Source organism: Streptomyces cacaoi, from assembly GCF_006539165.1.
Classification (GTDB): domain Bacteria; phylum Actinomycetota; class Actinomycetes; order Streptomycetales; family Streptomycetaceae; genus Streptomyces; species Streptomyces cacaoi.
Genome location: NZ_BJMM01000004.1, coordinates 228,488 through 245,667, shown reverse-complemented (window position 1 = coordinate 245,667; position 17,180 = coordinate 228,488). Strand labels below are relative to the sequence as shown.

Below are 17,180 nucleotides of genomic sequence, written 5' to 3'. Positions count from 1 at the left end.
GTCCCGACGGTCAGTGGCCCTCCGCCCGGGAGGCACACCAGGCAGGCCCCGCGCGAGCGGTGGGAGGGGAGCACAGGTGTCCGGCGACCACAACGACGACGACCTCGCGGTCGACTTCGCGACGCTGAAGCGGCTGTCCGGCGAGATGGAGGAGATCCTCGCCGACCTCACCGAGAAACTCGACACGCTCTGGACCCGCTCGGGCAAGGTCGTCCGCAGCTGGGAAGGCGAGGCACGCGAGATGTGCGTGGACGTCCTCGACCGCTGGGACCGGTCCGTGCAGGACCTCGAAGGCGCCCAGAGCTGGCTGCACGAGGTCGTCACCAACGGCCATGTCAACTACGCCTCGGCGCACCGCGCGGTGCTGAACGGCTGGGGCGGCGCCTGATGGCGACGCCCACCCCGGAGCCGACCCCGTCCGAGACGCCGTCGGCCGGGGACGCGGAACGGGGCGGGGGCGGCGGGAAGGACGACGGCCCCGAGCCCACACCCGAGCCGTCGCCCGGCCACTCCCCCGACCCCGACTACGAGCCCGAGCCCGACCGCAAGGGGCACGACGGGCGGCCCAGCGACGAACGGCGCGCCTGGGAACGCAGGAAGCTGCGCCCCGCACCGCCCAACGCGGGCACGGGCTTCCACATCAAGCCGAGCCACGTCTACTACGTCTCGGCCCTGGTGCGGGACGAACAGTTCGCGCTGCACAAGGCGTTGAACCGGCTCGTCGACGACGCCGACTGCCGGCAGGCCGCGGGCAAGGGCTCGGGGCCCGACGACTTCGCCGAGGTGTACGCGAAGGTCGCCGCCAAGTTCCTCGGCGTGTGGTCGCGTGCGATCCAGTCCGTCGGCGGCGCCTCGTTCGGGCTGAACGAGACGGCGAACAACTACCGCTCCGCCGAGTGGTTCTCGCACGGCCAGTACGGGCCGCCGCCGCGCCGCGAGGCCCCGATCGGCGTCGGAAAGGCCGACTACGGCTCGCTGGCCGACATCAAGTGGACCGGAACGGGTGACGGCACGGACATTCCGCTGATCGCCGCCATGGGCAACTTCCCCGACTGGCTCTCCGAGGTCATAGAACCGGCCATCAAGGAAGGACTCCGCCTCGGCAAGACCCACGACATCACACCCGGCGCCGACACCGGCGACCTGCGCACGATAGGCAACGCCTGGCACGCCGCGGGCCAGGCGGCGGAGACCGCCGCGGGCCGGCTCACCGGCCACATCGGCTACCTCACCGACGAGAGCAACGACGAGTGGCAGGCCGCGATGAACCGGTTCTGCCAGCAGATCTGGGGCACCACCGCCTGGGGCGCACCGCGCACCCGCGGCGGGCGGCAGGTCCTGCGGAACAAACAGCAGCCGGACGACCGCGAGTGGCGCACGAACGAGAAGATCAAGCCGGAGGACCGGCGGCCCGTCATCGAGATCCTCGACAAGACCGCCAAGGCCGTGAAGAAGGAGTTCGACGCCGTCGCGCGGGTCGCCGACGAGACGCGGGAGACCACCTCACGGCTGGGCGCCGAGGCCGGAAAGGCCACCTGGCGGGATCTGACCACCGACCTCGACTGGGGCGAACTCACCCGGCTCACCGCCACGTTGGCGTTCGGCGAGATCGTCATGACGTTCCGCTCCCACATGGACAAGGAGAGCGTCGACCGCGCCGTCGACGCCTACCAGAAGGCGTTCCACACCGGCGCCGACGCCCTGCGGAAACTCCTGCCGGAACTGGAGGAGGCGTACCACAAGGCCCCCACCTACAAGGCCGAGGCCGCCCGCGCCCAGGCGTACGGCGCCCGTTCCCTGGACGAATTCAAAAACCGCCACCGGTGGACGAAGAAGGGCGACACCGAGGACGGCCGATACGTCATCGACCTGGCCGGCACCGAGGGAATCAACAACTCCCACACGGTGAACAAGCATGTGGGGCTCACGGACGAGCAGTTGGCCATGCGGTTGCGGGACGAATTGAAGAAGACCCCCACCGAGTACCCGGAGGACCGCCCGCCGCCGAAGAACGGGCAGGAGCCGACGAAGTGGAAGTACGGGCAACCGAAGATCGGCAATGCCTCGACGTTCCCCGACATGGACACGGCGCAGAAGGCCACCCAGTACAACATCGACAACAACGGCGAGGCGATCGAGGAATGGCTCAGATCCGGCCCGGAGCCGGGAAAGGCCGAGCCGTTCACCTCGGATTCCACGCCGTACGGGGCCACGGGCCGGAACATCGACAAGGAACACCTCCAGAAGTCGGATTTCCCGGCGGACAAGGCCGAGACCGTCCACGGGGTGCGCACCGAACTCGTCTACGATCCCGACCTCGACCCGCCGTTCACCGTGCTGTCCTCGATGCCGGTGAAGTGACTGGAGGATCCGAACCGCAATGGCCCGCGCAGATCACGCCGAATTCTTCGCCTTCGAGGGCGCCAGAACGCTGCTGGCGCCCTACCGGCGTCCGCGCACACTCCCTCGCGCCCGCGACGTGTGGGAGCCTGCGCTGGCCCCGCTGGCCCGGGGCATCTGGTTCCGCCAGCAGCGGGGCGGTCGCACCCTGTACGAGGTGGCCGCACAGCTGCGCCAGGCGGCCGGGTTCGCCGACGGACACTCCCCGGAGGAACTCGGTGAACGGTTCGCCTTCCCGGTGACCGACCCCGCCCGGGACACATCGGCGGTCCTGCGCGAGATCGCGGATTACGCCGCCACCTGGACGGAACGCCCCACAGCGGAACGCCTCCGTTCCGCCCCGAGAACCACCGGCGAGCTGCGGCTGTTCTTCCCGATGCTGACCCGGAGGCTGGGCAGTTACTTCGGCCAGGGGGGCCTCGCCGTCGAGAACGACATGGCGGACGCGACCGCCGAGGACGGTATCCGGATGTGGATCGGGCAGTCGCATCCGAACGACTGCGAGGGGGAACTCCCGGCCCTCGCCGCCGAATGCAACGAAGCTCTCGCCCTGTTCCACACCGAGGACGAGCTGGACCGGTTCTTCTGCCAGGAGAATCACGGGGGTTCGGGCGATGCCGACTTCACCGAGTTCCTCCCGATGCTCGCCGGGCTGTGCATCGAGCACATGCGGGAGCACCACCCGCTGTCCTGGGAGCGCCGGTGAACGCGCCGGTGGGGCCGGGCCGCTCCCCCGTTAAGGTGCGGACGTGACGTCCCGTACGAGAGCCGCGAGCTATCCGGATTCCGCGACCGCCCAGTGGTGCACCCAGCAGGTCGTGACGCAGAACGAGCAGCGCATCCACCGGTGGCTGGCGCAGGGCACGCGGCAGCGGCTGACGATCGAGGCGGCGTGGCCGTCGCGGGAGGAGCCGGTGGGCCGGGTGCTGTTGCAGGCGATGATGCTCGCCGGGCGCGGCGCCGTCGACGTCCGCGCGGCCCGCGTGATCCTCAAGCGGGATCCGGCGCAGCCCAACGGCTTCTCGGTGCACGCCTCGTTCCCCGTCCATCTGTAGCCCCGCTCGCCGCCCCCTCTCCCCGCAGGAGCCCCGGATGTCCATGGCACCCCTCGTCCACGACCGCAAGTACGGCGAGCTGGACCAGGTCGTCGGCGCCTATCTCGGGCAGCCGGCGGACGACACGGCCGAGCGGCGCGGAGCGGCGCTCACCGCGTATCTGCGGCACACCTGGCACACCCGCCCGTGGGCGCTGGGCGCGGCGGAGCAGCAGCTGCGGGAGTACGCGCAGAACCCGCCGGGGCGGCTGCGGCACGAGCTGGGCGAGTTCTACGCCGTACCGGATGTGGGCGTTCCGGAGAGCGGCGTCCAGGAGTGGCTGCGGCTGCTGGCGCAGCACATCCGCGCGAGTGTGGAGAGCGGCGACGTGCCGCCGCCGGCACCGCCGCAGACCCGGTGGGAGTGGCACGCGCGCTTCCCGGAGCTGGGACAGCTGCTGGGCGGCTGGTTCTCCCAGGACATGCCGGACGAGTTCGACGACCACGACGCGGCCCTCGCCGACTATCTGGCCACCACCGACCCGGGCCTGGTGGCCCGCGTGTGCGGGGAGCTCCAGGAGCTGCTCGCGCTGGACCTGGCGGAGCCGGACTACGCGAGGGCCGTCGCCGAACTGGGCATGGAGGTCGACCCGCCGGCCCCGTACACCCCGGCGGCCTGGCTCGTCCTCGTCGCGGAACGCACGGCGGTGCCGCCGGCGCGGTACGGCCGCGGCCAGGAGGAGCCCGGGCCTCAGCCGGAGGGCTGAGCCGCGCCGCGGGCGTCGCGCAGGACCGGCGGGCGCCGGGCCCGGCCCGCCGCCGGGCGCCGGCCGGGGCGGAGGACGGCGCGGGCGCTGTCGGCGGACCGGCCGAGGGCTTCGAGTACGGCTTCGGCGTCCTCCGGCCGCCGGGGTGCGGCCGTGCACCCCTCCGGCGGGGTGGCGCTCATGCGCGTGCGAAGCGCCAGCGGTGCACCGGGCGGGCCGTCAGGTCGCCGGGCGGATCGGGGAGTTCGGGCACGTCGGCGTGGCCGGGCGTCGGGTAGTCGCCTTCCCACCAGGTGATGACGAGGACGCGGCCGCCCTCGGCGGTGAAGTGCTCCCGGCGGACCGGCGCGGGCTCCAGCGCCTGGGCGCGGGCCCACTGCAACAGCGCGTGCCCCTGCTCGGGGGCGGCCTTGGCCTCCCACATCAGTGCGACGACGGACATCGGTACGCTCCAGTGCTGCTCGGGGGCGGGGGTGTACGCGGGGATCACCCGGCGTACAGGTTCTTACGGCTCAGCTCGTGCACATGGTCGTGCGAGTGACCGTGCGCGTGGGGGTGACCGTGTGCGTGGCCGTGCGGGCGGGTGCCCGGCACGTGCGGGTCGGTGACCGGCAGGGAGGAGTCGGCGGGCAGCTCCCAGTCGGAGGCGGCACGGTTGCGGGCGACCATCTCGGCGCCGAGCGCGGCGACCATGGCGCCGTTGTCCGTGCACAGCTTGGGGCGCGGCACACGCAGGGTGATACCGGCATCGGCGCAGCGCTCCTCGGCGAGGGACCGCAGCCGGGAGTTGGCGGCGACACCGCCGCCGATCATCAGGTGGTCGACGCCCTCCTCCTTGCAGGCGCGGATCGCCTTGCGGGTGAGCACATCGGTCACGGCCTCCTGGAACGAGGCGGCGACGTCCGCGACGGGCACGTCCTCGCCGGCGTTGCGCCGGGCCTCGATCCAGCGGGCGACGGCGGTCTTGAGGCCGGAGAAGGAGAAGTCGTACGCGGCGTCGCGGGGGCCGGTCAGGCCGCGGGGGAAGGCGATGGCGTCCCGGTCGCCCTCGCGTGCGTAGCGGTCGATGACCGGGCCGCCGGGGAAGCCGAGGTTCAGCACGCGCGCGACCTTGTCGAACGCCTCGCCGGCCGCGTCGTCGATCGTCGAGCCGAGGGGCCGCACATCGGAAGTGATGTCGGGCGCGAGCAGCAGGGAGGAGTGGCCGCCGGAGACCAGCAAAGCCATGGTGGGCTCGGGCAGCGCGCCGTGTTCGAGCTGGTCGACGCAGATGTGCGAGGCCAGGTGGTTGACGCCGTAGAGCGGCTTGCCGAGCGCGTAGGCGTACGCCTTGGCCGCCGAGACGCCGACGAGGAGCGCACCGGCGAGGCCGGGCCCGGCGGTCACGGCGATGCCGTCGAGGTCGGAGGCGGCGACGCCGGCCTCGTCCAGGGCGCGGCGGATGGTGGGGACCATGGCCTCCAGATGCGCCCGGCTGGCGATCTCGGGGACGACGCCGCCGTAGCGGGCGTGGTCGTCGACGCTGGAGGCCACGGCGTCGGCGAGGAGGGTGTGTCCGCGGACGATTCCCACGCCGGTCTCGTCGCAGGAGGTCTCGATACCGAGGACGAGCGGTTCGTCAGCCATCGCTTCGTGTTCCTTGAGGGGTGTGCTGGGTGGTCTGCCGGGTGTCCCGGAAGGTGCGGGGAGCGGACGGGCCGGTGCGGCGCCGCGTGGGGCCGGCCGGGCCGCCGGGGTCGTGCGGTGCGGGGGCGTGCGGGCCGCCGGGCGGAGGTGCGCCACCGGAACCGTGGGGTTCCTCGGAACCGGGGCCGGAAACGGGGGGCGTGCCGGGGGCCGGGGATGCGCCGGGAACGGGAGGCGTGCCGGGGGCCGTCGGGGGCGCGGCGGACCCCGAGGGCCCCGCGGGCTCCGGCGGCTCCGGGGACTCGGCGTGCGCGGCGGACCCCGCGGGCGCGGGCGGGTCGGCGGGCTCGGCGGGCTCCGGAGGCTCGGCGTACGCGGCGGACCCGGGCGGTTCAGCAGGCCCGGCGGGCTCGGGCGGATCGGCGGGCGCGGCGGGCTCCGGGGGCGCGGAGGGTTCGGCGTCGGCCGGGTCCGCGAGCCGCATCACGAGTGCGTCGACGTTCGCCGGCTGGTAGTAGCCGCGCCGGATGCCGATCGGGACGAAGCCGAAGCGCTCGTAGAGCCGCTGGGCGGGCGCGTTGTCGACCCGCACCTCCAGCAGCACCTCCCCGCACTCGAAGTCGGTCGCGGCCCGCAGCAGCGCGCGCAGCAGGCGGGCGCCGAGGCCGGTGCCGCGGTGAGCGGGCAGGACGCCGATGGTCTGGATGTCGCCGGTGCCGGCGACCGCGGCGAGCCCGCCGTAGCCGGCGAGCCGCCCGTCGGAGGCCTCGGCCACGAGGTAGCGCCGGGTGGCGAAGGGCCCCCGGGCGTGTGCCAGCTCGGACCAGAACATGCCGGCCGACCAGGCGTCCTCGGGGAAGAGTTCGTCCTCCAGGGCGAGCACCGGGTCGATGTCCCACCAGCGCATCTCGCGCAGCAGGATCCCGGTGCCGTCCGGCGGGGCCGCTGCCTGCGGGCTCACCGGGGGGTGACCACCTTGTAGTTGGCCGGGACCTTCGCGTCCGGGCGGCGCAGGTACAGCGGGCGGGGCGGCAGCAGCTCCTCGCCGCGGGCGAGGCGTTCGGCGGCGAGCCGGGCGAGCGCGGCGGCCGACTGGTCGGCGGGCAGATCCTCGCGGGCGCCGTGGAAGACGTCCCGGTACAGCAGCGCGCCGGCGCCGGCGGCGGGCAGCCCGGTCACCTCGGGGTGTGCCTCGGCCAGCTCGGCGGGGCGGTCGACGGCGGGCTCGCCGACGCGGGTGCGCGCGTCGGCGTAGCGGGCCCAGTAGACCTCCCTGCGCCGTGCGTCCGTGGCGACGAGGAACGGCTCGTCGAGCCCGGCGGCGTACGCGATGCCGTCCAGCGTGCACACGCCGTGCACGGGCAGGCCGAGCGCGGCGGCGAACGCCTCGGCCGTCGCCAGGCCGACCCGCAGCCCCGTGTAGGGGCCCGGGCCGACGCCGACCACCAGGTCCGTGACATCCGTGAGCTTGCGCCCGGCCTCGCTCAGGACGCGGTCGACGGAGGGGAGCAGCAGCTCACCGTGCCGGCGGGCGTCGACCTGGTGGCCGGCGGCGAGCGTTCGGTCGCCGTCCGCGTCGTGCAGGGCGACGGTGACGGCGGGTGTGGCGGTATCCAGGGCGAGCATCAACACCCGACCAGCCTACGGCGCCCGCGGCCGTGCCCTGGGGCCGTCGGCCCGGCGGCCCCTCAGCCGCCGGCCTGTCCGCGGGCCGGGCCGTGGGCGGCCGTCTGCTTCTTCGCGGCGTCACCGAAGGGCACCTCGCTGCCGGTGACGTCCGCGCGGATGCCGTCCTTCTCCACCTTGATGCCGCGCAGCCGTACGTCACCGGGCATCTTCGGCAGCTGGAGGTTGAGCGCCAGCCGGTCGGCCAGCTTCGGCTCCTCGATCTTCTTCAGCCCCTCGATCAGCGCGGGATCGAGCCCGATCTTCTTCAGCAGCCACGGGTGGTCGACAAGGGCGTCCAGCATGTTGACGCGCATCAGCTTGTCGACGAACCGGGGGGCGCCGGTGACCCGGTGCAGCTCGTCCTCGCTCTGCCGCACCCGCTCGGCGCGCTCGGGCGTCAGCCCGAACCGCTGCGCGACGGCCCGCACCCCGAACAGCGCCTTGGCCTTGGCCGCGTCGTGCTGGATGCGCTGGGCGAGCGGCCGGGACAGCCGCAGCCCCGCGCCGTCGCCCGTACCGGGGACGAAGCGGAACAGCCCGGGGACGTCGAGGCGCATGTTGTCGACGGTGGTGCCCACCGCGTGGTCGCCGGTGCGCTGCACGGCGGCGCGGGCCCGCACCTTGACCTCGGTACCGGCGACGGGCAGCCGCCCGTCGGCCAGCACGGTGTTCCGGCCGCCCGCGGTGAACTTCACCTGGGAGGTGCCCAGTTCGCGGTCGAGGTCGTCGAAGGCCAGCAGCACCCTGCCCTTCATCCGGCCGAGGACGGCGCCCTTGATGGAGGAGGGCGCGTCCCCGACGATCCGCACATCGTTGACGGTGCCGCTGACCTGCGCGACGGAGACCCGGCCCGCCGGCACGTCCGGGATCTTCACCTCGACGTGGTCGAGCCGGTCGCCGGCGACCTGGGTGAGGAAGGGGAAGCCCTCGATGTGCACCTCGGGCCGCGCGTGCAGCTTCAGCGCCTCCTGCACCTTGTCCGCCGCCTGGCCTTCCGCGTACAGCGCGGCCCAGCGGTCCCCCAGCGCCACGAAGGCGAGCAGCGCCAGGCAGGCGATGCCGAGCTTGACCGTCATCGTGAGCCGCGAGCGGCGCCGCCTGCGCACGGCCCGCAGATAGGGCATGCGGTCCTCGTACTCGGGCTCGTCGTAGTCCGAGCGGAGGCTGAAGCCGAGCGGGCCCTCCTCGTAGGGATGATCGTGCGGGTTGTCTCCCGGTGCGGGCTCCTCCGCGAGCGCCTCGTACGGATTCGGCTTGGGCGGGCCCGTGGGCTCCGGCGCGTCCGGCGGCGCGAGTGAGGCCAGTTCCTCGTAGGGGTTCGATGACCTCGGTATGGGGGTTGTGGGGGGAGTCGATGAACCGTGGGGGGTCATCGCCATATGCGAACACAGGCCCGGGCGTTACTCCAAGTCCCGTCGGAGACCTCACGGATACCGCTCGGAGACCTCACGGAGACCTCCCGGGGCTCCCCCGGCGCCCCGGCGGCGTCCTCCCGGGCCCCCGCCGAAACCCCGTCGGCGCCCTCGCGGAAGGGCCCCACCGGCAGGTCCCGGCCGCCGTGCACCGGGGTTCCTCCGGCCCGCTGCCCGGCTCGCGCGCTCCGGCCCGAACGCGTCTGCTGCTACCGTCGGTTCGAGGGCGCGCGGTGGCACCGGCGCACGCCGCCCCACCGGTTCCGTGGCCGCCCCGGCGGCCGCACGCACGGCCGCACGGGCGGCCACAGGCACGAGAGGTGGCGGCAGACGGTGGCACGCAAGAGCGGCGGCAGCGCGGGGGTGGTCGTCACCGGTCTGACGGTGGCGGCGCTCGCGGTGATCGGCTTCTTCGCCTACCAGGCGTCCGCCGCGCAGGACCGTGCCGAGAAGCCGTCCGCCTCGCACTCGGCCTCTCCCTCGTCCTCCCCCGGCTCCTCCTCGGGTGACAAGGGACACAAGAAGGAGAAGAGCACGGCACTGCCGAAGAACTCCGGCACGGGTGAGCGGATCGTCTACGCGCTCGCCGAGCGCCGGGTGTGGCTCGTCGGCGAGGACGGCCGGGCGGAGCGGACGTTCGCCGTCGTGCCCAGCACGGTCAGCCCGAAGCCGGGCTCCTACAAGGTCACCTCGCGCTCCGCGCATGTGACCGGCTCGGACGGTGTGCCGATCGAACACGTCGTCCGGTTCACCACCGTGGACGGCGTGACCATCGGGTTCAGCGCCGCGCTCGACGGATCGATGCCCGACCCGGACGCCTCGCACCGCACGGGCGGCGTCCGGGAGAAGCGCGAGGACGGCGCGGCTCTGTGGAAGCACGCGCCGGTGGGCACCCCGGTCGTCGTCGTCCGCTGACCCGCCGCTGCCGCTCGCCGTTCCGCTGCCCCACGCCCTGACCTGGCCTGCCGCCCCGGGGCGGCCCGGAGGCCGAGCAGCCTAGGCGGCCCCGCGGTCCGGCTGTTCGGCGGGAAGGTTCAGCTCCACGGGCTCGGCGGGGGTGTGCTCCCGCTCGTCCGCTTCCCGCTCGTCCGGGGGCTGGGAGACCGCGGCTGCCGCGGCGCAGGAGGCGAGCAGCGTGCTCATCGGCGGCACCGGAGCGATCCGCTCCGCACGGGCCGCGCCGGACGCCGCACGCGCGGGGGCCGTCCCCGGCCGCTGAGCGCGCTCGTGTGCCGTCATGCTCCCTCCCGGGGGCTCCAGGCGCCGTGATCGCGGAAGCCGGGCGGACCCAGCGGCCCGCCGGCCATCCGACTTAGGCTTACCTAACCGTCGTCGTACCTCCCATGGGACCACGGCCCCCACCGCCCGCGCAACAATTTGCCGACACCCTGTCGGTACGACGGCACGGCACGACAGCGCGGCACAACGGCGCAGCACAGCGGCACGGGCCGTCGCACCGGAATCGCGCACCGGGCCGGGCCGCGCACGGCGCCGATCACGTGGACCGGCCCGGAACGACGAAGGCCACGCACCCGGGAAGGGGTGCGTGGCCTACTGCGGCCCGGCGCCGGTGGGAGGGAGCCGGGAGCGGCGCTAGGCGCGCAGTGCGGAGAGGTCGGCGTCCGCCCAGCGGGCGCCGACGCCGGTGACCGTCACGGTGCGCACGTCCTCCGCGCCGTCGTCCGTCCCGCCCGCCGCGGCGTCGTCCACCGCGCCGGGTCCGTCGCCGCCCAGGGCGCGCTCGATGACGACGTGCAGCCGGTCCTCGGCCAGCTCCTCGACGCGTCCCTCGCCCCATTCGACGACGACCACCGACTCGGGCAGCGACACGTCCAGATCGAGGTCCTCCATCTCGTCCAGCCCGCCGCTCAGCCGGTAGGCGTCCACGTGCACCAGCGGCGGCCCGCCGGCCAGGGACGGATGCACCCGCGCGATGACGAACGTCGGCGAGGTGACCGCGCCGCGCACCCCGAGCCCCTCGCCCAGCCCGCGCGTCAACGTCGTCTTCCCGGCGCCGAGTTCACCCGTGAGCAGGACGAGGTCACCGGCGCGCAGCAGCCCGGCGAGCCGGGTGCCCAGGGCGCGCATCTGCTCGGCGGTCTCAGCGGTGACGGTGACGGCCGTCCTCTCCTGCGCCGGGTTCACGGGCTGCTCCTGCGGTGTCGGTGCCTGCCGGGCCTCCGGGAGCGGCTGCTCCCCGGGCGCGGCCGGACGCGGGTGGTGCGGTGCTTCCATGCGTCCGGATGGTACGCGCCAGCAGCCGGGCGAGGTGCTCGCCGACCTCCCGGGGCCGCTCCAGCATCAGCAGGTGCCCGGCGCCCTCCAGAGTGGCGAACCGAGCCGACGGCAGCGCCCGCGCGATGCGCCTTCCGTGCTCCCACGGCGTGATCAGATCCCGGTCGCCGGCCAGCACGAGCGCCGGGATCCCGTCGAAGGCGGCGAGCGCCGCGGTCTTCTCGTGCGCCCCGAACGCCGGATAGAACTCCGCGACCACATCGACGGGCACCGACTCGATCATCCGCTCGGCGAACCGTGCCACTCCGGGGTCGACGTCCGCCGCGTTCCCGAACGAGTACCGCCTGACCAGCCCGGCGAACAGATCCGCCGTGGCCCGGCGGCCCCGCTCCACCAGCTCCGAGCGGGAGGCCAGCGCACGCAGCACACCCGGCACCGCACGGCGCACGGCGCGCACCCCGGCGGCCGGCAGCCCGTAGGTCACCTCGCCCATGCCGCCCGCGCTGGTGCCGACCAGCGCGACGCCCGCCACCCGCTCCGCCACGTACCGCGGGTACTGCTCGGCCAGCGCCATGACCGTCATACCGCCCATCGAGTGGCCCACCAGCACCACCGGCCCCTCGGGCACCGCGGCGTCCAGCACCCGCTTCAGGTCCCGGCCGAGCTGCTCGATGGTGACCGGCTCGCCCTCCGGCGCCCGCCCCGAACGGCCGTGGCTGCGCTGGTCCCAGTAGACGGCGCGCACGACGCCGCGCAGGGCGGCGCGCTGGAAGTGCCAGCTGTCCTGGTCGAGGCAGTAGCCGTGCGCGAAGACGACGGTGGGCAGCACGCCCCCGGCCCCGCCCTCGCCCTCGCCCTCGCTCTCGCCCGGCCCGTCCGCGCTCTCGTGTCCGACGTCCGTGCCGCCCGCCGTTTCCGTGCCGCCCGCCGTGCCCGGGCCGTGCAGCAGACGCAGCAGCCCGGGCAGCCGGTCGCCGGTACCGGCGGGGGACGCGGTCAGCTCGGCGCGCGGGACCCGGGGGCCGCCTGTGCCGTCGCCCGCGCGGCCCGCGGCGCCCGCGTCCGGGGCGCCCGCGAAGCCCGTGGGCCCGTCCCGCTCGTCGATCTCGTAGTACAGCTCCGTGCCGTCCTCGGCCGCGACGGTTCCGGGAGTGCCGCGCAGGGTGCCGTACGGGCCCGAGACGTCCAGCGCACCGCGTGCCTCGCGGCGTACCGCGCGGTGCACCGTCAGCCGCTCCACGGCGACGCCCGCCGCCACGACGCCCAGCGCCAGCCCGGCCAGACCGGCGCCGCGCGGCCACAGCCCGCCGCCCGCCGTCCGCGCCGCGTCCGCCGTGAGCACCGCGCGTGCGGCGTCCGCCGTGTTTCCCGCGTTCCCCGCGCTCGCCGCGTCGACCGCGTGCACCGCGTCGGCTCCGCTCATCGTCCCGCCCCCGCTCCGGCGCCCTCGCCGCTCGTGCCGGCCCGTCGTCCCGTCCGGGCGCCGGGTACCGGGCTCCGCCTGCCGTCCGCTGCCCACCGTCCGCCGTCTGCCGTCTGCCGTCTGCCGTCTGCCCCTCAGACGTTCCGGTACACCCGGGGCACGCGGGGGCCGATCCGGGTGACGATCTCGTACCCGATGGTGCCCACGGCGCGTGCCCAGTCCTCCGCCGTCGGCTCGCCCTCGTCCCCCGGACCGAGGAGGACCGCGCGGTCACCGGCCTCGGCGTGGTCGCCGCCGAGGTCGACGACGAACTGGTCCATGGCGATCCGGCCCGCGACCGTGCGCCACTTGCCGGCCACCAGCACCGGGCCGCAGCCGCTCGCGTGCCGCGGCAGCCCGTCCCCGTAACCGGCCGGCACCAGGCCGAGCGTCGTCTCACCCGGCGTGCGGTAGGTGTGCCCGTAGCTCACCCCGTGGTCCCGGGGCACCCGCTTGACCAGGGCCAGCGAGGCGCTGAGCGTCATCGCGGGGCGCAGGCCCAGCTCGTGCGCCGTGCCGATCTCCGGCGCCGGCGACAGCCCGTAGACGGCGATACCGGGCCGCACCAGGTCGAAGTGCGTCTCGGGAAGCGTCAGCGTCGCGGGCGAGTTGGCGTGGTGCCGCACCTCGGGGTCGAGCCCGGCGCGCTCGGCCACCCGCAGCGCCTCGTGGAAGGCCGTGAGCTGCGCGGCGATCGAGGGGTGCCCCGGCTCGTCGGCGCAGGCGAAGTGCGACCAGATGCCGGTGACCCGGAGTGCGCCCTCGGCCTCGGCCGCGCGGGCCGCGGCGACCAGATCCGGCCAGTCGGCGGGCTGGCAGCCGTTGCGGCCCAGCCCGGTGTCGGCCTTCAGATGCACCCGCGCGGGACGGCCCGCGGCCCGGGCCGCGGCGACGATCTCGGCGAGCGCCCAGCGGCCGCTCGCCGAGACGTCGATGTCCTGCTCGATCGCCGTCCGCCACGGGCCGCCCGGTGTCCACAGCCAGCACAGGATGCGGCCCTCGTCGCCGGCGGCCCGCAGCGCGAACGCCTCCTGCGGCGTCGCCGTGCCCAGCCAGCCGGCGCCCGCCTGCCGGGCGGCCCGGGCGCAGGGGACCGCGCCGTGCCCGTAACCGTCCGCCTTCACGACGGCCATCACCTGGGCGCCCGCGGCACGTTCGCGCAGGGAGCGGACGTTCGCCCGCACCGCGTCCAGATCGATCTCGGCGCGTACGCGCTCGGCCCCGGGGACGTCCGGTGTGCCGTGCCCGGCCGGCTCGTCCGGTCCGACCTCGTCGGACACCGGTGGCTGCGGGGCGGAGGAGTACGAGGAGTACGGGGCCTGCTGCGCGTTCACCGCTTCAGTGTCGCAGGTGTGTCCGGATCGGACCGTTCCGGCCGTCCCCGGGCACAGCGCCGGGAGCGGCCGGCGGGGCCCTCACAGGCCGGTCGTGCCGTCGATGCGCTCGCGCAGCAGATCGGCGTGACCGCAGTGCCCGGCGTACTCGGCGAGCATGTGGACGAGCACCTTGCGCAGCGAGACGGGACGCCCCGTGGCCCGGTGGATGCCCGTGCTGTCCAGCCCGGCCGCGGCCGTGATCTCCCGGGAGCGGGCGCACTCGGCGCGCCAGACGGCGAGCGCCTCGTCCGGATCGCCGTCCAGCCGCCCGAAGTCCTGGTCGGGATCGTCGTCGGAGTAGTGCAGCATCGGCACGTCCTCACCGGCGAACTGGATGCGGAACCACCAGCGTTCGCAGCCGGCCAGGTGCCGCAGCAGGCCGTGCAGGCTCATTCCGGACGGCGGGACGGAGCGCTCGGACAGCGACTCGGGCGCCAGGCCCGCGCACTTGAGGGCGAGCGTCTCGCGGTACCAGTCCAGATAACGCGTGAGGACCTCGCGCTCGTCGCCGACGAGCGGCAGGGGCTCGCGCGGGTCCCCGGGCCAACGGGGTGCGAGTTGCCGCGGAGCGGGGGCGGCCGGAGGGGAGACAGCGTGCTGTTCACTCATCCGGGGAGTGTGACAGGGGCCACCGACAGCCGCCCCGGTTCCGGCGGCGTCCGGAAAACCGCTTGAGGCCGCCCGCACACTGGAGGCGTGCACTGGACGATCGCGCCCACGCCCGTCGACAGCCCCGAGGCCGCCGCGACCATACGCGGCTACGTGGCCGAACTGGCCGACCGCTACTACGGCCGCCCCGCCACCGCCGAGGAGGTCGACGAGGCCCTCGGCGAGGAACCCGACGCCGGAATGGCCCCGCCCCACGGCCTGTTCCTGCTGGCGAGGACGCGGGGCGGCACCGACGCCGACGCCGGAAGGGACGGTTCCGGCAGCGGCGCCGGCACCGTGGCCGTCGGCGGCGTCGTCGGCGTCGTCGGCTGTGTGGGCGTGCAGCTGCTCGACGCGGAGACGGCGGAGCTGCGCCGGGTGTGGGTGGCTCCGCCCGTGCGCGGCTGCGGGCTCGCGGACCTTCTGCTCGCCGCCGCCGAGGGCGCGGCCCGCGAGCTGGGCGCCGGTCTGATGCGGCTCGACACCCGGCGGGACCTGGTGGAGGCCAAGCGGCTGTACGTACGGCACGGCTACACCGAGACCCCGCCGTACAACGACTCCCCCTACGCCGACCACTGGTTCGCCAAGAGCCTCCGGCTTCCCTGACGGACGGAGTCGGCGCGACCCGGTCGGGCCGTTCCGGTTCCGCGGCGCCTGGAGGCCCCGGCCGTCGTCCCGGGAGAGCGCGCGGGAGCCCCGTCCCGCCGGTCCCGCCGGTCCCGTCCGACAACGACGACCGCCCGTCCCTCCTCGGCGTCCGGGAGCCGACCGGAGTTCCCGCGGCGGGCTCAGCCCGAGTTCCCGCCGCGGGCTCAGCCGAGGTTCAGCCGCGGGCTCAGCCAGAAGTTCAGCCGCGGGCTCAGCCGGAGTGCGAGACGTCCTCCCACGCCCGGGTGAGCGCGCCCGCGACGCCGAGCGCGGTGGCCGGCTCCCGGGTGCGCCGCCCGGCGTATCCGTGCAGATAGGCGCCGACGGAGGCCGCGTCGCGTCCGGAGAGGCCGGCCGCCAGCAGGGAGCCGATCAGCCCGGAGAGGACATCGCCGCTGCCGGCCGTGGCCAGCCATCCCGTGCCCGTCGGGTTGACGCGCACCGGGACCGTCTCCCCGCCGGCGCCGGGCGGTGAGGCCACCAGCGTCGTCGAGCCCTTCAGCAGGACGGTCGCCCCCGTCAGCTCCACCAGCCGGCGCGCGGACTCCAGCCGGGCGTCCTCCACCTCCTCGCGGGCGCAGCCGAGCAGCGCGGCGGCCTCGCCGGCGTGCGGGGTGAGCACCGTCTCCGCCTGCCGGGCCCGCACGGCCTCCAGCCCGTCGGGCCCCTCGCTCATCAGCCGCAGCCCGTCCGCGTCGACGAGCACCGGCAGGGGCGTGCCCAGCACGTCCGCGACGGTCCTGCGGGCCTCGGCGCCGTCCCCGAGGCCGGGCCCCACCGCCCACGCCTGGACCCGGCCCGCCTTCCGCACCGGCCCCTCGGACAGCAGCACCTCCGGGAAGCGCTGGATGACGTGCTCGCGCACCTGCGCGCTCTCCCCGAGGAACCGCACGGCCCCGGCGCCGCCCCGCAGCGCACCGGAGACGGTGAGCGAGGCCGCACCCGGGTACGTCGCCGAACCGGCCGCGACGCCGACGACACCGCGCCGGTACTTGTCGCTCTCCGGCGCCGGACGGGGCAGCAGCCGCGCCACGTCCTCGTGCTGCAACGCCTCCACGTCGGGCGTCGCCGGCAGATGGGGGCCCAGCCCGATGTCGACGAGGCGGACGGCGCCCGCCCGTTCGTGCGCCGGGTCGATCAACAGGCCCGGCTTGTAGGCACCGAATGTGACGGTCGCCGCGGCGTCGACCGCCGGCCCGTCCACCCTGCCGGTGTCGGCGTCGACCCCGCTGGGCAGGTCGACCGCCACGACCGGCACCCCGGCCTCCCGCACCAGATCGGTCAACTCCACGGCGGCGGGCCGCAGTCCGCCCCGGCCGCCGATGCCGACGATGCCGTCCACGACGAGATCGGCACGGGCGAGCACCGGCGCCACCGGCCGGGCCGCGTTCTCCTCCGCGTCCACGACGGCGCCGGGCGCCACCAGCGTCCGGCCGCCCGCGGCCCGCAGCGCCGCCAGCCCGCCCTCGTGCGCACGTTCGGGCGACAGCAGGACGGCGGTGACGCCCGCGCCCCGCCGGGCCAGCCGCGCACCGGCGTACAGCGCGTCGCCGCCGTTGTCGCCGCTGCCGACGAGCAGCACCACCCGGGCGCCGTACGTACGGCCCAGCAGCGTGCTGCACGCCGCCGCCAGCCCGGCGGCGGCCCGGGACATCAGCGCGCCCTCGGGAAGCTGCTCCATCAACGCGCGCTCGGCGGCGCGCACCGTCTCGACCCGGAAACCACTCCTCATCCCCCCAGTGTGCGCACCCGGCCCGGACCCCGCACCACCACATCAGCCCCACCCGGCCCCCACCGCACACCCGAGGCCGACCGCACCCCGCCCGCACCGCGCGCCCTCGCACCCCACGCCGCACACCCACGCCGCACACCCGACGCCCACCGCACGCCCGGCCCCGGCACCCC

General features: G+C 75.1%; 17 protein-coding genes and 1 pseudogene. 7 read left to right on the top strand and 11 right to left on the bottom strand.

Annotated elements, in window-relative coordinates:
• Positions 1 to 76: 76 nt before the first annotated feature.
• The 5 genes from SCA03_RS06560 to SCA03_RS06540 are packed head-to-tail and all read left to right on the top strand — an operon-like array spanning position 77 to position 4,200.
• Positions 77 to 388, top strand: coding sequence for a WXG100 family type VII secretion target (locus tag SCA03_RS06560; protein ID WP_030874752.1), 312 nt, complete (start codon positions 77 to 79; stop codon positions 386 to 388).
• Positions 388 to 2,361 carry an RNase A-like domain-containing protein gene (locus SCA03_RS06555; protein ID WP_030888891.1) on the top strand — a complete coding sequence of 658 codons (1,974 nt, stop codon included), beginning with the start codon at positions 388 to 390 and terminating at the stop codon, positions 2,359 to 2,361. The genes SCA03_RS06560 and SCA03_RS06555 overlap by 1 nt, the downstream gene beginning before the upstream one ends.
• Before the next feature lie 19 nt (positions 2,362 to 2,380).
• On the top strand, positions 2,381 to 3,106 hold the full coding sequence (locus SCA03_RS06550) for a hypothetical protein (RefSeq protein WP_086817572.1): 726 nt from the start codon (positions 2,381 to 2,383) through the stop codon (positions 3,104 to 3,106).
• A 43-nt stretch (positions 3,107 to 3,149) separates the two neighbouring features.
• Positions 3,150 to 3,455 (top strand): RNase A-like domain-containing protein, encoded by a 306-nt coding sequence (locus SCA03_RS06545; protein ID WP_030874757.1) that lies wholly within the window; start codon positions 3,150 to 3,152, stop codon positions 3,453 to 3,455.
• A 37-nt stretch (positions 3,456 to 3,492) separates the two neighbouring features.
• Entirely contained in the window at positions 3,493 to 4,200 is a 708-nt protein-coding gene (locus SCA03_RS06540) for a contact-dependent growth inhibition system immunity protein (RefSeq protein ID WP_086817570.1), read from the top strand.
• Between the two features lie 178 nt (positions 4,201 to 4,378).
• On the opposite strand, the gene SCA03_RS06535 is transcribed toward SCA03_RS06540, so the two are convergent.
• From SCA03_RS06535 to SCA03_RS06515, 5 genes and pseudogenes are all read right to left on the bottom strand, one after another.
• Positions 4,379 to 4,642: a hypothetical protein gene (locus SCA03_RS06535; protein WP_030884032.1), complete on the bottom strand. Its 264-nt coding sequence runs from the start codon at positions 4,640 to 4,642 to the stop codon at positions 4,379 to 4,381.
• A 44-nt stretch (positions 4,643 to 4,686) separates the two neighbouring features.
• The gene (tsaD, locus tag SCA03_RS06530) at positions 4,687 to 5,826 is read right to left on the bottom strand and encodes a tRNA (adenosine(37)-N6)-threonylcarbamoyltransferase complex transferase subunit TsaD (protein WP_086817566.1); all 1,140 of its coding nucleotides are present in this window, start codon (positions 5,824 to 5,826) and stop codon (positions 4,687 to 4,689) included.
• A gap of 388 nt (positions 5,827 to 6,214) precedes the next feature.
• Positions 6,215 to 6,787 (bottom strand): annotated as a pseudogene (gene rimI / locus SCA03_RS06525) (ribosomal protein S18-alanine N-acetyltransferase); the annotation flags it as partial.
• Positions 6,784 to 7,458, bottom strand: coding sequence for a tRNA (adenosine(37)-N6)-threonylcarbamoyltransferase complex dimerization subunit type 1 TsaB (gene tsaB / locus SCA03_RS06520; RefSeq protein ID WP_030888872.1), 675 nt, complete (start codon positions 7,456 to 7,458; stop codon positions 6,784 to 6,786). The pseudogene rimI and the gene tsaB, both read right to left, overlap by 4 nt.
• Before the next feature lie 56 nt (positions 7,459 to 7,514).
• Positions 7,515 to 8,867 (bottom strand): LmeA family phospholipid-binding protein, encoded by a 1,353-nt coding sequence (locus SCA03_RS06515; RefSeq protein ID WP_030884019.1) that lies wholly within the window; start codon positions 8,865 to 8,867, stop codon positions 7,515 to 7,517.
• A 372-nt stretch (positions 8,868 to 9,239) separates the two neighbouring features.
• Between SCA03_RS06515 and SCA03_RS06505 the strand changes: the two genes are divergently transcribed.
• Positions 9,240 to 9,821, top strand: coding sequence for a L,D-transpeptidase (locus SCA03_RS06505; protein WP_030884016.1), 582 nt, complete (start codon positions 9,240 to 9,242; stop codon positions 9,819 to 9,821).
• An 81-nt stretch (positions 9,822 to 9,902) separates the two neighbouring features.
• Here SCA03_RS06505 and SCA03_RS06500 read toward each other — a convergent pair whose 3' ends face one another.
• The 5 genes from SCA03_RS06500 to SCA03_RS06480 form a co-directional block, all read right to left on the bottom strand.
• Complete coding sequence (locus SCA03_RS06500; RefSeq protein WP_078874854.1) at positions 9,903 to 10,145, bottom strand: hypothetical protein; 243 nt, start codon at positions 10,143 to 10,145, stop codon at positions 9,903 to 9,905.
• A gap of 354 nt (positions 10,146 to 10,499) precedes the next feature.
• The gene (gene tsaE / locus SCA03_RS06495) at positions 10,500 to 11,051 is read right to left on the bottom strand and encodes a tRNA (adenosine(37)-N6)-threonylcarbamoyltransferase complex ATPase subunit type 1 TsaE (protein WP_030884013.1); all 552 of its coding nucleotides are present in this window, start codon (positions 11,049 to 11,051) and stop codon (positions 10,500 to 10,502) included.
• A complete protein-coding gene (locus tag SCA03_RS06490; RefSeq protein ID WP_086815927.1) occupies positions 11,008 to 12,564 on the bottom strand; it encodes an alpha/beta fold hydrolase in 1,557 nt (518 codons plus the stop codon). Before SCA03_RS06490 ends, tsaE begins: the two co-directional genes overlap by 44 nt.
• A gap of 134 nt (positions 12,565 to 12,698) precedes the next feature.
• Positions 12,699 to 13,802, bottom strand: a complete 1,104-nt coding sequence (alr, locus tag SCA03_RS06485) for an alanine racemase (protein WP_030884007.1) — start codon at positions 13,800 to 13,802, stop codon at positions 12,699 to 12,701.
• Between the two features lie 216 nt (positions 13,803 to 14,018).
• Positions 14,019 to 14,588 carry a DinB family protein gene (locus SCA03_RS06480; protein WP_030888858.1) on the bottom strand — a complete coding sequence of 190 codons (570 nt, stop codon included), beginning with the start codon at positions 14,586 to 14,588 and terminating at the stop codon, positions 14,019 to 14,021.
• A gap of 87 nt (positions 14,589 to 14,675) precedes the next feature.
• On the opposite strand from SCA03_RS06480, the gene SCA03_RS06475 reads away from it, so the two are divergent.
• A complete protein-coding gene (locus tag SCA03_RS06475; protein ID WP_086815929.1) occupies positions 14,676 to 15,233 on the top strand; it encodes a GNAT family N-acetyltransferase in 558 nt (185 codons plus the stop codon).
• A gap of 253 nt (positions 15,234 to 15,486) precedes the next feature.
• Here SCA03_RS06475 and SCA03_RS06470 read toward each other — a convergent pair whose 3' ends face one another.
• Positions 15,487 to 17,007 (bottom strand): NAD(P)H-hydrate dehydratase, encoded by a 1,521-nt coding sequence (locus tag SCA03_RS06470; RefSeq protein WP_141275246.1) that lies wholly within the window; start codon positions 17,005 to 17,007, stop codon positions 15,487 to 15,489.
• Positions 17,008 to 17,180 lie beyond the last annotated feature (173 nt).